Annotated in this window: 12 protein-coding genes; 8 read left to right on the forward strand and 4 right to left on the reverse strand. The window is 44.4% G+C overall.

Annotated features, from left to right (window positions below; genetic code table 11):
- The first annotated feature begins 287 nt into the window (after positions 1–287).
- Together ANPL_RS02685 and ANPL_RS02690 are read left to right on the forward strand one after the other, a co-directional pair.
- Positions 288–800 carry a hypothetical protein gene (locus tag ANPL_RS02685; protein WP_236822781.1) on the forward strand — a complete coding sequence of 171 codons (513 nt, stop codon included), beginning with the start codon at positions 288–290 and terminating at the stop codon, positions 798–800.
- A 1,009-nt stretch (positions 801–1,809) separates the two neighbouring features.
- The gene (locus ANPL_RS02690) at positions 1,810–2,319 is read left to right on the forward strand and encodes a hypothetical protein (RefSeq protein ID WP_169193239.1); all 510 of its coding nucleotides are present in this window, start codon (positions 1,810–1,812) and stop codon (positions 2,317–2,319) included.
- 1,060 nt (positions 2,320–3,379) lie between these two features.
- Here ANPL_RS02690 and ANPL_RS02695 read toward each other — a convergent pair.
- A complete protein-coding gene (locus tag ANPL_RS02695; protein ID WP_169193240.1) occupies positions 3,380–3,577 on the reverse strand; it encodes a hypothetical protein in 198 nt (65 codons plus the stop codon).
- Positions 3,578–4,102: 525 nt separating this feature from the next.
- A complete protein-coding gene (locus ANPL_RS02700) occupies positions 4,103–4,243 on the reverse strand; it encodes a hypothetical protein (protein ID WP_169193241.1) in 141 nt (46 codons plus the stop codon).
- A gap of 1,513 nt (positions 4,244–5,756) precedes the next feature.
- Here ANPL_RS02700 and ANPL_RS02705 point away from each other — a divergent pair.
- Positions 5,757–6,869: a hypothetical protein gene (locus tag ANPL_RS02705; RefSeq protein ID WP_169193242.1), complete on the forward strand. Its 1,113-nt coding sequence runs from the start codon at positions 5,757–5,759 to the stop codon at positions 6,867–6,869.
- 380 nt (positions 6,870–7,249) lie between these two features.
- On the opposite strand, the gene ANPL_RS02710 is transcribed toward ANPL_RS02705, so the two are convergent.
- Complete coding sequence (locus ANPL_RS02710) at positions 7,250–7,510, reverse strand: hypothetical protein (RefSeq protein WP_169193243.1); 261 nt, start codon at positions 7,508–7,510, stop codon at positions 7,250–7,252.
- Between the two features lie 289 nt (positions 7,511–7,799).
- Here ANPL_RS02710 and ANPL_RS02715 point away from each other — a divergent pair, with 289 nt between their 5' ends.
- On the forward strand, positions 7,800–8,063 hold the full coding sequence (locus ANPL_RS02715; RefSeq protein WP_169193244.1) for a hypothetical protein: 264 nt from the start codon (positions 7,800–7,802) through the stop codon (positions 8,061–8,063).
- Positions 8,064–8,654: 591 nt separating this feature from the next.
- Here ANPL_RS02715 and ANPL_RS02720 read toward each other — a convergent pair.
- Positions 8,655–8,861 (reverse strand): hypothetical protein, encoded by a 207-nt coding sequence (locus ANPL_RS02720; protein WP_169193245.1) that lies wholly within the window; start codon positions 8,859–8,861, stop codon positions 8,655–8,657.
- Between the two features lie 869 nt (positions 8,862–9,730).
- Between ANPL_RS02720 and ANPL_RS02725 the strand changes: the two genes are divergently transcribed.
- The 4 genes from ANPL_RS02725 to ANPL_RS02740 all read left to right on the forward strand — a co-directional run bounded on the left by ANPL_RS02725 (position 9,731) and on the right by ANPL_RS02740 (position 15,051).
- On the forward strand, positions 9,731–10,336 hold the full coding sequence (locus tag ANPL_RS02725; RefSeq protein WP_169193246.1) for a hypothetical protein: 606 nt from the start codon (positions 9,731–9,733) through the stop codon (positions 10,334–10,336).
- Between the two features lie 51 nt (positions 10,337–10,387).
- Positions 10,388–11,827, forward strand: coding sequence for a hypothetical protein (locus tag ANPL_RS02730; protein WP_169193247.1), 1,440 nt, complete (start codon positions 10,388–10,390; stop codon positions 11,825–11,827).
- 141 nt (positions 11,828–11,968) lie between these two features.
- Complete coding sequence (locus ANPL_RS02735) at positions 11,969–13,453, forward strand: hypothetical protein (RefSeq protein ID WP_169193248.1); 1,485 nt, start codon at positions 11,969–11,971, stop codon at positions 13,451–13,453.
- 122 nt (positions 13,454–13,575) lie between these two features.
- The gene (locus ANPL_RS02740; protein WP_169193249.1) at positions 13,576–15,051 is read left to right on the forward strand and encodes a hypothetical protein; all 1,476 of its coding nucleotides are present in this window, start codon (positions 13,576–13,578) and stop codon (positions 15,049–15,051) included.
- Positions 15,052–15,774 lie beyond the last annotated feature (723 nt).

A 15,774-nucleotide genomic window follows, 5' to 3' on the forward strand; every position in this document is an offset into this window, starting at 1 on the left:
TAAGGCTAAACCCAGAAAGTGCTACTACTCGACTCTACAGGAACATGTAACCCAGGTGAAGACTCTCTGTGATCCCCACGTTTTTGCAACACTAAATTTGGCAGAAGCTTTTTATGCACTTGTAGCAATAGAGGATATGTATGGAGATTACCCCACCTTAGATCAGCTATCCCAAGTGCAAGTATCGCGTGCAAAGAGGATTTGCGGGGAATTGGAAGATATTATTAGGACACTGCATAGAGGTTATTGCATAAAAAGCATAGAACTCATGGAGGCACGCAGTCGTTTTGGAAGATATGAATCCACTATGGACCATATTCTCCCAAAAAACTATAGCACATTGGGACAACCCAGGATCTATTCCTGACAACTTCGAAGGTCTCTTAAAAAAATCTTATGTTTATTGTTTTTACAGCGACATACCGTACTTCAAGGATCCACCCACGACTCTCGGAGACATTATCAATGACTTGGAAGGCATCAGTGTAATATTGTTGCAAGAAGTCTTTAATGGGAATGATATAGCCTATGCAGACACAGATGCTATATTGGCCACAGGGTCATTCACGAGCGAAGATACTCGCCCAGAAGCCTATGCCTTATTTAATAGACCTCCTGAAATCGAAAGTGCTGCAAGGCCCGGTACCAGCTTGGAGAGCCATAGCGCACAACCGCATGTTGTTGCTCGGAATACCCCCCCCCTTCTCTTCCCATGGACAGCTGGCTATCATCGGGTGCCACTTCAAGCTTATGAGATTGCTTATGTGTGTTATTATGCTGTCAGCAACCGCAAGCTCTGAGAGGTATCTCCGTCACGCACAGTCGCGACTATATGTGCGATAATTCTGTCTTCTTGTACTGATAGTAAAATAACATGAACATATAGTAGGCCATCCTAGATGGAAAACAGACCCCACAGAAGCTCACATAGTGGTAGTAGCAGGTATAAACACTTGCCCGCGTTCGGGCCAAACTTGTTCGCTGTACGTACTCTCATCCCCCAAGCCTCGTCGTCCTTTCTATATTGCTGCGCATATGATGAAATGCTTCATACCTTATGTTAGTTTGCAGCAATACACTTTCTATAGGCTTTGGAGTAAGGTACCGGACTCGATCTTTGCGTTGCGAGGAGGACGGAATTAGAATTGTGCATAGACCTAATAAGAGTCCACCACTAAAAGACTGGCTATAAAAAAGCTTGTGAACTTTGGCGCAGTTCGTGGTGGCAAATATCACATAGACTCTTTGCACTTCGAAAACATGGGAAATAGTAAAGCCCCCTTCCCTTCCTGATACCCACTATGTAGGGGGTGGCATGCAAAGCATTAGGTATCTCCTATGCAACTACACTCTATGGGCAGTTCGCTGGCCTCTTGCCGATAAGGGATCTGTCACTGGCACTCGCATATTGCTTGTCGATATAAAAAACTGCCTGGAGTTAGGGTAAACGTTAACACGAGCGTGTTGAAGGGCATTTGATATATGTAAATGTATGCACCGCTATTACCTCTTACCATAGGTAATTGCTTTCGCAGAAAACGCAAACTTATGTAGCTGGCCACAAAAAGCGGCTGTACGGCACATAGACTACGTACAGTAAGTACTTTACAATTGTATTATCACACAACAACAAATCGCTGACCTGGAAAATTACGCAAGAGCATAACGGACAAACTGCCTGTGCTATAAGAGAAACCACGGCTCGGGAGAACATGTATTTTTTATTACACTTAGAACTGAAAAAGGTATTGTCAAGCAACCGATGAACATGCGAAAGTGGTGTTAACAAAATAAGATCTTAGAGGTTCCATGCCGGGAAGGTTGAGACTTTACTTTAAGAAGCAGCAAAAATCTTCAGCCACAGCTGGCGTTCGTTCGGAAGTAGTAAGGCCTATTGAATTACTGCAGGAGAGTTGCTATCAAAACGTGCCAGTACGCAGCCACCACGCTACCAAGCACCCTGGCACCTCGCAACACGTGCCTCACGTCTTTCCCGCAGAGCACCGCAATGCTTCTTCTGGCACTAGAATGATGCAGCATATGAAAGTAGTTTGCTCCACACAACAGGCAGCGGACATGTTGGGGTTATTTGCAGATTTTGAAACGCCGCGCACTCCACGAACCCAGCCACATGGAAATTTTCGAAACGGAGAAGTACTCATTTTCAGGGCCCTGCAGCCAAAGGTGTCTAGGGTAAAAGCCTATTGGGCGGCTCCTCCCGCAAAAGAACGCATTACAGCCCCTTCCACACAGGTGGCGGTGTATCAAGTTTGTGATAGGTGTGGAGTAAGTTACTCAACGCCTATCAAAATTCGCTAGTTGCTTGAAAAACATGCCCTGCTCTGCAAAACAACCGGAAATGTTGCACGTACTAAAACAGTAACTAGGTTCGGCTTTACATCAACCCCGGGGATTATCAAGTGCACAAACAAGTTGCACGAAAGAAAATCGCTAATTTTTTATTAAAAAATAGTATAGCATGATTATGCGAAATCTAGTATAAGCACTAAACTGTTTACGGTGGTGACTATATAAGAGGAACCTTGTCGCGTCGTTGCCCGTGGGTTGCGCGTTGTGATTTCTTTTTTACATGCCTTCTCTCACGTGGAGTAAGGCCTTCGGGCTTGTTGCGTGGCCGCATACTGCAATCCTACCACATTATCCCTGCTGCAAAACAGATATTCAAGGCATACGGTTTAAAAAACAGAAGAGGGTTGGGAGCTGATTTATACTGGAGCTTTAGTACAAAACACAAAAAAGACATCAAACAGAACAGCGCCAAAAACAAAATAAGACATATTGGACATGAAAATAACGTAAGAAAAAGCCTGCAAAACTCAAATAACAAAAACTATCCAATTTTCCTCGATTTTCCTTCCGCAACAAGAAACTCCCCACGCTGTTTGAATGGGAAAGGAATACATGCACCAAGTCCTCAAGATTCACTAGTGCGGCAACAGAAAAACCAACTGTATACTTTAACGGATATGCTTTTTGGGGAAGAAAAATTATCGGAAAACAAAATCGCACATAGGTATCTCGAAAAGCGCGATATAAGGACTAGTTTTTTTCTACGCACGATGAATAACAAAGAACAACAACATGTCCCTTCTATACCATTTTTGACATCAGTAATTTCCGAGCCCCACAGGACTGCAATTCTTGTAGCGAAATCACTAGGCAGACCAGTGAGCACATCTAATCGGAGTATAAATCAGTTCTCAACCTACGAATGCTACTACCCCTCATGTAGCCATATTACAAGTGGTACTCACAGCCTTAAGCAACAATATACACACTACTGTACGCCAAGTCATCAGCAAAAAAGTCCCACAAAGACTACTCTTAAACGGCATGTTAGTTACACTTTTTCTGCAGTCTATATTGCGGCATTATGGAACATAACATTTCCTACTAAAGGCGCAATGCAGCGTTTCAATGCATGCCATAGTATGGAATTTTGCGCCTTTACAGTAAAGATCGCTATCCATAATCCTTGTAACAAACAGAGCTCCTCTCTGAATTTCCCGAGTAACCCGGCGTTTTTGTTCCGACGCAATTGTTTCCTCTTTCTCATGTCATCAACCAAAGCTTTAAATTTGATCAACTAATCGAAGAAACATATGCCACAAAATGCTAATACAAATTCCGAATCAAACCGGGCAACAGAAGAATCGTCATTGCCCGGGCTACAAATACCATGTGATTTACAAAGAGAAGTCGCAAATCTGGTGCTGGCAACTCAAGGACCTTTTTGGGCTGAGTTGGATAACGCGACGCAATCTGACACGGAGCAAACTACGACTGCTCCTATAACTCAGGCATTGAACCAAAATCTCACATTTTCAAATTGTGAGACCGCGAACACGAATCCTGTAAGCGCTAAAAACCAGTTAGACACCACAGGCACCGTGGAAATAGGCAACACAAACTCCCTACAATCTGCTATTACCAGGTCCCCACAATGCGCTGGAAACATAAACACAGTGGCACCACAGCCAATGGGCACCTTAGGCCTTTTACGCAACATGTCTCAAGCTGCTAGCACCTATGCTACACCTACAATAAATAGAGGTGATCTTATCAACGGGTGCCATAGTGATTACGGGGCCAACCCCATTACTTCTAGCAGCACAACCACTCTACCTTCAACAACATATATTCCCTCGACGGCTTCCATATCCCGCAGTACAACCCGCAAAACTGCAGCTAAAAGATCCGCTGTCAACGCTAATTTGGCCAACCGCTCAATGCCTGCTAGACGTCATAGTCAGCAGAGTGCACAAAACGCCGCCAACTCGCAGTTTCATTGCAATCAAGTAAATCATTCTACTCCGTATGCGTACACTGCAACGGCTTCGCATAGAGCTGCCTCGCTTGGAAGGGACAATCACAATACACTGCTACATCATCCGATTAATTCCCAATCAAACTCTGCAACATCGGCGGCAGCGACGCTTTATCCTCTTAAAGCAAAACCTACACTTTCGGGTATGTGCCAAGCGCACCAACAACTTGAAGCAACAGCCACAGAATCTGAAAACAATCATGCAAACCTCGTTCCTACGCCCACAAGTACCTTGGCTACTTCTCAAGTCTCAGATGGGGCGACAGAGACATACCAAGAATTTCGCACTTCGGAACCAGAAGCACCGACGTCACAGGACGCTCGGTGCACATCGCACGACAATGAAGCAACGGCTGCCGGAAGAATTAGTCATCTTAATGCCGCAAATAGCGTTGCATCGAGCAACTCTCAGGCTGCTTCATACAGAAGGAATGCTTCCGGCATAAATAAACGCAATCTTGTCAATTCTCAGGCTTCAAACAACGCAACTAGAGTATCAACAACTATCTGTTCTGCAACGGCTGCACCCCTTCAAAGGGCTAACTACGGACCTCTACACTCTGAAGTTGCAGCTATAAGATCCTCTGATGCTCTGCCGGAGCGAGGTTCTGTGGGCCACGAAATTCCCGCCATACATAGGGGTGCACCCCAATACCAACACGATTATGCCCCTCAAACAGCACGCCGAGCAACAACAATACCCTTTTTACCACCCCATATTTCGACCAATGTATTCCAGGAAACAAGCCATGCACACCCCAATTTCGAATCTGCGTATACGCGACGGTCTTGGAATACAAATCCACAAAACTCTACAGCGCAATATGCAGGGAGTTACACAGTACCTGAACCCTATGTATGTACTTGTATGATTGACTACACCCAAAGTGACGGGAGGATTAACACTAGCAGAATGCGTGCGCCACCAGGTGCCGTCTTACCCAATCCCTTGATACTTTATCCTCTGCCTCCGTCACAAAATCACAATGTCCAAATCCATAGTCACATGGGATATAGGTATGCACTAAGCGCGATAAACCCCTCAGGAGTAGCAACATCATTAGCTGAAAGCGCACCTTACTATGGCCTATTGTCTTTTCACCCTGTAGGACCCTTAACTCACCAACTGAACGCCACACATTATGCCTACGTGTATGCATCAAGAGCATCAAACAGTGGTCCACTTCACTATCCTCAACCCAGTCGATATGCTCCCCACGTGATAGCGGAGCCTCCGCTTGTTTTACACGGCGATGGTCACCATTGCGTGCATACTTCGCAGTATGATTTCAATTACGTGAACCAAGCGCCCGTTCTCATACCTGCACATAACTTTATGGAAGGATACACAAACTACCGAGTTTACCGCGTAAGCGTAGTATACCCGGAGGGTAATCCATACCGGAAAATGAAAGGACAAAACAAAGGAATCTATGACAGCATCACGCTGAGAAAATACAACTCATACACCCTCACTGAAAAACCTACAACGCAACATGCAGAAGGCACCAAGCCATGCGCTGCTATTCGCGGTGAAAGCACATTTTCGACACACAACACAACCTACAAAACTTTCGCCGGCAAGTATAAAGACCCGGGCTTCATACCGGAAACACACGTCAAAAGAAACTCGCCCTGGTCACATTGTGCCACAACTGTTAAATACTTAATAAATTTAATAACAGAGGAAAATATTATGGAACAACCACACAATAAGCCTGTATCTGATGTACCACAAAAGTACGATGACGCCGTGCAACTTGTGGAAACTTCAAGAAATCAAGACATCGTCTCAACAGCAATTAATGCTGAAAATGCTATTGATAACCAGCAGGGTGATCCACAAGGCGCAGCAGCTTTAGAAGCTGTAACCATCGATGATGAGGCGCTGCGGACACCTGTTGACACCGCTTTTTTTGAAAAGATCTTGAATGATCCAAATTCGCCCGGGTACATTAGTTGCTCTACAGAAGGAGAGCACAGCAGAAGCTGTACGCCACCTCCATCATATACTGCTCTATTCCCCGCACCCACTGCGGGTACACACCCTGGGCAGGAAGCATCCGAACCCACGGAGAAAACTAAAAAAAATGATGAAAATGCTTTTAGAACTCGTTCGTACGAACTATTACCCGGGGTCACCGCTGTTTCTAGACCAAGTAGACCCAGTTGCACTATTGCCATTAATCATGCTGGAAATAGTTTGAGTAAAACAAAAAATGCTAACCTCCAAGGACAACAAGCACAAGGAAACACAAGAAAGCCCGATAATATCTCCATTGCCCTTGAGAATTCACATGCATCTACAGAGCGTGCAAGTACGTCCAGTGCCCCAACTGAAACATCTGAACATAGCACTGGAACGTGTGATAGCCCCTCGGACCCGGTAACTTGTAGATCCGTTGCAGCATCAGATCCAGGCACTGAAAATATAGACAGCATGATCGAAGGACCCGTTGCAGAGAACTTTACTCAGCAACAGCGGCAAGACGGCACTAAACCATCTTACCACACTCTGTAAAAGCATTGACCAACCACTCACCGCAATAACCAAAAGGGTGAGTGGTGCCTTTACGTCCCTACTAAATACCTAACCTGAATCTGGTAAAAGCCCTGTTTCAACATCACCCAAGCACACCAGCTATGACCTTTAGAATTTACTAGGGTGTTTTACAAGTTTAATTATGAAACGCACCATGTACCGAATGTTCACGCTGCTCAGATTATTAACAGCTTGCTGGCACAATTGGGGCATTGTACAATCCTGGGTGGCTGTGTTCGCAGCTCTTTCAACCGAAATTGCCTGTTTTTAAGTGCGGTGTGTTTTGCATCGTTTGCGCACATAACCGGAGGTGTCGGCAATTTTGGATATTCAGTCTTTTTCTGTGAGGGGCAGATAACTTACGCTACTTCATTATCAGCGCTACATAATGGTGATCCATCTGTCTCCCTCTCTGAGAAGTCTATCATCTCACTCACAGAAGCCATAATTTTTCTGCAGCGTGCCAGAAAGTCATCACTGAGACCAAGGCACAGCCTTGCTCCAGAAAGCAATGAAACAACTATTACCCATAGAATGATCCCCGTCTTAAGGTAAGTATTGTTGCCCAAGGTTAGGATATGGCAAGATGTATCCGAGGCTGTTATGGCGAAAGCTTTCATAGGAGCTGCCTATGCAACAAGACTACTTAGTAGAGGCACTCCGAAGCGATACAGATCGCTTGCCACATTTAGGGCCTTGACCCGTTATGGAACAACCTTGGCGCTGGCACAACAAGCAGACTTAATATTGGATAGTCACGCGTCAGTGCGCCTTTCTATTACAGCACTCATTACCGCTGTACTCCGATGCTGCGTTAGAGTATTCGCGCATTTCGTCTCAAAACACCAACGTCATTTATAGAAAAAAACTGTGGGACACATGGCCTTTGGTACAGTTTGGAATATCTGAGTGCTCTGCATTGCTGGAAGAAGCGCAGAGAATTTGGAAAAGTTCGAAAACAAAAATAACGGGAATGGCTTTGCAGCAAAAGATTATCTAGTGAGTGATTTAAATGTGGACAGGGTGCTAGCGAATCTCGCCAAACAGCTTTCTTGTGCATGTTTCTATCAGACCGGAGAGCCGAGAACTATGTGGAGAAGTTTGATCTTTCCACTGAGGAAGATCGAAATTTTGCTAAATCGCTTATGGGTTATTGAAGTCGTTGAGCGCTGACACTGCGAACATATCAGATGCTCTGAACGAGATATGGGTACCCAGGGAGATGTTTGAATCTCTGGAAAGAATCGTCATAGCGTCAGAGAGAGTCCAAGACAGGCTAGATCTAACCAGGGTATAGCCATAACTGGGACAAGCAAACCCTGCTCCCTGTGTTTTCAGGTGAAATACCGAGAGACAGAACAATCGTTTCCACCTGCTATAACTCTGCGGTTCAGGCATTGTTGTGCGATTGCCAACTGTCTGACACTAAGCATTTAGTGAACCTAGTAACCAATCCGACAACCCGTTTAGTAGACAAAGCATGCAATGCAGTCATGTGATTTTCGGGTATTAAAAAACAGCCTCAAGGAGATTATGAGTTTCGCCACAATGTCAGCGTACGGCTGACAAAACTTCTTGTTACCGCACATGAGTTTCCCAACTCTTTGCTTCATTGCCGCAAACAGCTGCTCGTTGAAAGCGTTGTTGAAGAGCAAAAAGCAAGCCGAGTAGGTAGACCTACTCCAACGACGTGTCGTTCGCTATTTTAGCAACAACACAGGGTTTCTCTCGGCAACTTGCCGACTACCCTACCAGCCACTAGGCTTATTCCACAAAACAAGGCCGAAAAATGGTTAGGAAGTAGAGGTCAAAACCGCCAAGTAGAACGAGAAAGAGAAGCCCCTTCCCTACCAAAAACACAACGTGCACGTCATAAAATATTGTAAAAGAACTCGCCACTAAAGTTTTTTCCCTGAAATACCTATAGGAAAATCTTCTGAGCCTCACCTTCCGGGTAAATGTTCTCCTCATTTAATCATCTCTCTCAAAGAGGGATCTATTAGCAGCACGTTTATAAATCCTTGAATTAGTATATTTGCTCTCAAAACAGTGAAACATTTCCCATTATTCAAGAGCGCTATAGCCTATCAGATAGCTGTAAATTCCCGAATCCACTGGAGCTTATGTCGCTACTATCTCGAGAATATCTCAGTACACATGTGGGGTGACAACAACCCAAACCAGGTTAGCAGGCCATTAAAAACTTACCTCACCTAGATGATAAGGCAAAAAGGTACACGTGCAGCATGCTGGGAACCACAAATTCACGCTCATCTTCCTAATTATTCCTAGCAGCCCGCACCCCTAACCAGCAATACCGCAAAGGAACTTGTTAATATGCCCTTTTTCCCCAGAATGATTCCATGCAGCAAGCATTTCCTGAGAACACTATCAGATCCCGAGCATGACTGTAGGCCTAGAGAGCAGAACTTTGCTATACGGACTCACAAAACAGCAAATATTGGCCCCTAATACCCTTAGGCAAATACTAGCTAAAAGCCACAGCTGCGGAATACGAAGTGTTCATAGAGGTACTTGCCTTGGAAACGGACACGCATTATTTAGGTCTACTAGCAAGACCAGATAGGTGAGATTATTTTGCAAATTTCACCATGAAATACGCCGTACACCTAATATTTATATTGCCACACTCTATGACAACTTGCTAGAACAGTGTGCGAATTGTACAATCGTGGGTGTGTTGTGTTTTTAATTCACGCAAAGAAAATTACCTACAAAGACACATTGTGTGTGCCATTAACGAGCTATAGAGAACGCGTGTTTCACGAAGTGTCGGCGATTTTACAGATGGCACCTTTTTGAATGAGGGGGGGGGAGATATGGATGATAAGGAAAGGTGTCATCAAGGCACTTGGTGGAAATTAGGGCGTTTTGCGTGGGGGCATGTAGGATGTAGCGCTTCTTCTTACACAAGCGACGTTCCCGTGCACGCCAGCTCAGTGCAAAGCTTGTGCGCTGAGGAGGGACTCTGCAGTTTAGATAGCTCGACGCTTCCCAGCATTGACCCTGTGTACCACAAAGCAGAATCTAATAACAGCAGCGGAAGGACCTGGGCGTCCATGCTCAGTACATTGTATCGAAATACGTATGGGAGCTCTAAAAAAAACAGGCAAAATCCGCCTATTTACTCGCCACAAAGTTCAGGTAACGGAGCATCGCCTAGCGCGACTGACACTTTAATGTACAATGTGGACCACGTCCCCACTGGAAAACATGTAGGCCTTCCTAGCGGAATGTGTTTTGGCTACCGCATGCTGATTGAACAATTGCAATACAACATAAGTGACAATGGTCTCAAAAAGGAAGGGGGGGGGGAGAATGGTGAGATTATGGTGATCATCTGGCACAGGATGAATGTCACCAGCGCAGTTTGCTGCGTAAGCATTTTTGTAATTATGGAAGTCCGCAAAAACACGCCTTACTGACCTTTTCGTGCCTGAAAGCGGCTTTTTATCGGTAATAGTCCGGAGTATTTTATGGAACATGATGTCGTCATGACGCCTTCACCACTCGAACAAGTATACGCAGACCCTGCAGAAGTGGTTCGGGGAGAGTGTACAACTTTATGTGGCGCGAAGCTAACGCAGAGTGGATTGATGAAAGTTTTTCTACATCTTCTGACTCGCTCTAAAATAATAACTGCTGCAATTTGCAAAGAGAGCACTCACCAAAGTGGGGCCTATTGGGACATTGCCAAACAGCGCTATTTGCTCCTAGCTCACGACAACATTTCTCAATCCATAGACGAAATTGTGAAACTTTGCTTTTGCAAGCATGACTCCATAAAACGGGGGTTCCTGGAGCGGTGCCTCTACAATCTCTGCGTGGCACTAAGCAATATGGAAAGGTTCTTGGATCACAAAACCATCAAGAATGAAGTTGACTTGATGTATTGGCGAGCAGGGCAAGTCCTGGCACTAGTTGTCAATACCATAGACATGATACAGACTCATGCATTACTCAATAATAAGGATGTGTATGGAGCAGCTTCAGCTCTTGCAGTTAAAACAACGGGGATACTAAAGGTAATTAATAGATCAGTAAATTTGTTACAATTTGAGGATGGCACATCCCATACCTTGCTTTTGAGAACCACCGCAGAGCTGTACATGTTGAATAGACTAGTCATTAATTCGGCATTGTACGAACAGAAACCTGCGCAAAATTATATCATACATGATATAATAGAACAAAGGCTATGGACGCTGAGAATACAATTATTGCTCCTGCTTGCCACATCAACTATAGATAGGAAATCGTGTAAGAGAAATGAGATTTTGCGCAAAATTGTCTACTCAATGATTCTGTATTACAAGCGAATTGCGCATTATGCACTTGGCTGCTTCTTTCCCACACAAGAATACCATGGAGACAGTCCTCTGGCTTTCTGTCTGATGAGGGATCTATCCCTAGCGCTTGAAACTCACACGCTGCTTTCTGAGATCAAAGACTCTTGTTCAACAGGCAATCTTGTAGTCCCCAGGAGTATGTTGAAAAAAATGCTTTATGTGTGTAACGGAATAAACGACGCTATTGCTGCTTGTTATAGGCAATTGCTCCTACAGAGCTTCCGTTCCTTCTCACCTACCACCGAATACGCAGGCTACTATACTTGCTTGGATTGCATAGAAAGTGCGAAACAGAGAGTTGAGATCGTTAGGTCAAAGATCGCTTCATGTGGTAGCGCCGTGGATAAACGTCTGCAAATGCTAGCGGAGTCGCTGGAAGAATCTGAAGAATTATGTGCACTGGTACTGAGAGATAGAGAAATACCCTCTGCAGATGGCTACCCAAGCAGCGAATTGGTTTCTGACATCTTAGTACTGAACTGCTTTAACGCAAATGAATTGCCCCTACGGCATTCAATTTATGAAGAAATGTGGCTGCAAGGAGGGGAAATTGGAAGATCGCGGTAATTATATGGGATGTGAGGTACAGCACTGCGTGGTTGTGCTCTTTGGCGTTCACATAAGACACAACGTGCTATTGCACGTCCCCACATCTGAGACCTTTTCGCACATGATATTTGCTTCTTATAAGTAATAGGTGGAGATAATATGAGAATTGTGGAACACCACCCGGTTCATACACACTCAGGGAATAAAAATGCATATGAAGACCCTGCAAAAGTGGTAATGGGGGCAAGCTCAACACTGAGCGACAAAAAGTTGTCACATGGACAATTAATTAAAGTGCTACGGAGTCTTCTGACCCGCTCCAGGGAAGTAACTGCAGCGATACTCAAAGAGAGCACCAGAAGCCATTACTACGATGATGACTGTAGCAAGCAACGACGTATCTGTTGTGCTTACGGTAATACCACCATTGTATTGGAAAACATTGCAGAACTTCTCACCCAAAAGCGCGCTTTTATGGATCAAGAATTGCGTGAGTTCTATTGGGAGATGTGCCTCTACAGGCTATATGTAACCCTGGACGATGTTGGAAGATTCCTAGACCAAAAGATACTCCAAATTGAAGTGGATTTGATGTACTGGCACGCGGAGCAAGTTCTTGTCCTAATTGTTAATGCTATAGATTTAATCCAGACCCACGCTTTTGAAGATGAGTCGCCTCAAAGAAAAAAGGAATACGGTGAATCCTCTGCTTTTTATTCTAAAACAACACAGATGCTAGAAGTAGTTAATCGCGCGGTTAACAGATTGCGTCTAAAAAACGAAACTCATATGACGAATCTCACTATGATTTATAGAACTGCCGGGGAGCTTAATGTACTGCACAAACTGGTACGGGGCGCAGAGTTTTTTGCCCTTTGGCCATCAGAAACTGGTGTTCTACAGGACCTGATAGGAAAAAGACTGGGAGTGCTCACAGCACAGTTATCACTTATAATGAGTCCCCGCTTCGAGAAGAGAGAGGGAAGAAACGTGCTCTTGTGCCAAGTTGCTAATACTACGCTTTTTTGTTATGAAATAGCTGCATACAGAGCAATTGACTGCTATCCTCCTGCACAACCGCATGATGAGAACCATTCCTTGGCCTTTTCTCTCATTGAGAATATTTCTCTAGCACTTGAGACCAGCATCTGTTCTAGTGATCAACAAGAAAGCCCTGAGCAAAATAGGGCGGCACGTCTGGACATGATACGAAAAATATCTCGCGTATGCAATGTGATATATGCAGCGATTACCTCTTATTATAAACAACTGCTACTGCAAGAGATTCTGCGCTCTGAAGCTGAAATGACAGGCTACAACTCATGCTTAGATGAGCTCGAGAGCGCACTGCAAAAAGTGCGGAATATTAGGTCACAAGCTGCAACGCTTAGCGATGTGACAAACAAGAATTTGCAAACGTTAGAGGAGTCGCTGACTAAATCCGGAAGGTTGTGCGCATCGACCATGCAAAACGAAGCGTTATTTACTAAAAATGGCCACTGCTTCCGCAACTTGTTTAATGAAGAGCTCTCTGTATTGTCGTATTTTTATACTGCAGATAATACTTCTCCGTCGACCCTGTTAGACTCCATAGAGGAAGAAATGTATCTACAAGGTAGAGGGTGGGAATTGGAACTTATATAAACCATTATACAGAGCTAATTCGTTCATAAAAAGGCATCGTGGTGCAGTAAACAACATTGCATTTCTATGGAACCCCAACACACAACAGCAGGTTTTTCTCAGGTAACAGGAGTATAAGTGTTATGGAACATAACTTGGTGAGCGCACACCTATCACAGCAACAAGAAGGTGAAGACCTTGCTGAGGTTATAAAAGGTGCCAGCACAGCATTAGTAAACCTTCAGCTCGCACAATCACAAGTACTTGAGGTCTTGCTGAATCTTCTCGTCAGTGCAAAGGAAAGAACCGCCGCAATATTTAAGGAGTGCACCAGCGGATACAACTACGATGATGACTACCACAAGCAGTGTTATATTTACACCTCTTACCAAAACATGCGGCTTGCTATACGAAAGTTACTGGAACTCTATGTCCAGAAACACTCCTGCCCAAACAAAGACAGCGAGAAGCTCGTGAAATTATGTCGCACATATCTATATGTATCATTTGTCCACACTGAACTGTTCTTATCTGCGAAACTCAACACACCTGGCGATCTGAAACATTTTCGGGCAGAGCAGGTATTGGCGATTCTAGTAAACGCCATAGATATAATGCAGACCTTTATGCCAGGTGATAAGTCAGGTTTCCATAGCGAGACCCAGACTCTACAGTCACCCAATTCTCAACTTGCAACAAACACAACAAAGATACTAGAAGTGGTAAATCTTTCAGTAAATAGACTAGTATCAGAGAGTCGCGTAACTGCGGATATAGCGGCACAGCGCACAGTAGCTGTTTTAAATATTATAAATCGGCTAATAATAAACCCTGAATTTATGAATCTAGGTAGGACGGAAAAGGACACAGTGTGCACATTAATTGTCCTAAGGGTTAGTGTAATACAGCTTTGGTTATTCAATGTTAGGCGTTCATCTTCTGGCGATAGTAGCAAGAAGATTTTGTGTAAGATTATAAGCTCGGCGCTGTCGTGCTATGAAGTCTTGGTCAATGATATCTCTTGGAGAAGTAACACCACACAAAAACAGGTTCTTGAAGGTTCATTGGAGTTCAGTCTCATCAGAAACTTGGCACTTGCCGCAGAAATACGAACTCAGTCCTCCAGTCTTGCAGACTGCTATGCTACAAGGGAAACTGTGTATGCCCGTTACGCTAAAAAAATATTCGATTCGGTATATGCTTCAATCACTGCCTACTCTAGACAGTTAATGCTAAGGGAAAGATATCCCATATATGCTAAACACATTGATTACAGTACCTGCTTGAATTACACAGAACGTGCGTTACAAAATACCCGCACTCTGAGATCAAAAATTCGCACTTACGGCATTATGGCGGAAAAATATACGCAAACGCTTGAAGCGTCGTTATCAGAATCCATTGAGTTGTGTACACACAGAATTCAGAAAAAAGATGCTCAAACTGGCGCAAGCAATCCATATAACCGCATCAATGAGAACCTAGTGCTGGATCCTTTCCTCCCTCGCCACATAGAACGCCCGTCTGCTTTATTAGACTCCATAGATGAGGAAATGTGGCTGCAAGGAAGGAGGGGGGGGGGAATGCAAACTACTTGCGCTAAGTACAGCCAAGCGTAAGCTCGTACCACGTTACATAGCACCCAATAATGGCAAGAGATAGTTTAAAATGCGGGCCCAACTGCATTTTGTAGCGTGATTCCAAACCTTCAACAAAAACCCATTCTTTGAATCTGCACGCAAATCCATACCCGAGCTACCGAGCAAAAAGTCTACATACCACGAATTAACAACAAGAGCTTAGCTATTGCCATGATCATAAACCCACTGCAGAGCTTGTGTATAAGCTCAAATTTGCCAAGGACTAATATGACAGGGAAGCAACGCCGCACTTATTAAACGCACGTTAAACAAGCGCCTCACAGATCTAAAATAACCCCTGCATAGAGATGGGCTATGTAAGTTTGCCACAAATTTCTCAGGGTATAGCTTAGCGCAAATGGCGTTTTGTTGCGGGGAGATATAGCCCATGGCAAATTAGCTCAACACATCTTGCCTACTTCATACGCCCTGTTGTTCCACGAACCTCCATAAAGTATAGCTTAGTGCCAATTTCTCACCATGCTAGAACACTAACCTACGTTACACTACTCTACCAACGCATCTCCATCACTCTGCTACAGTAAGTCAGTATGTAAACTTCCGTAGTATAGCTTAGCGCAACTGCGTTTTGTTATGGGACATGGGGCTCACGGTATATTAGCCAATACATTTCTATTTTCCAAGCCCCGGATATAGTCCTCGTTAGCAGCCCAGCTACCTTGTTCTTTTCGGCGCTGGTTA

This window comes from Anaplasma platys (genome assembly GCF_012790675.1).
GTDB classification, from domain to species: domain Bacteria; phylum Pseudomonadota; class Alphaproteobacteria; order Rickettsiales; family Anaplasmataceae; genus Anaplasma; species Anaplasma platys.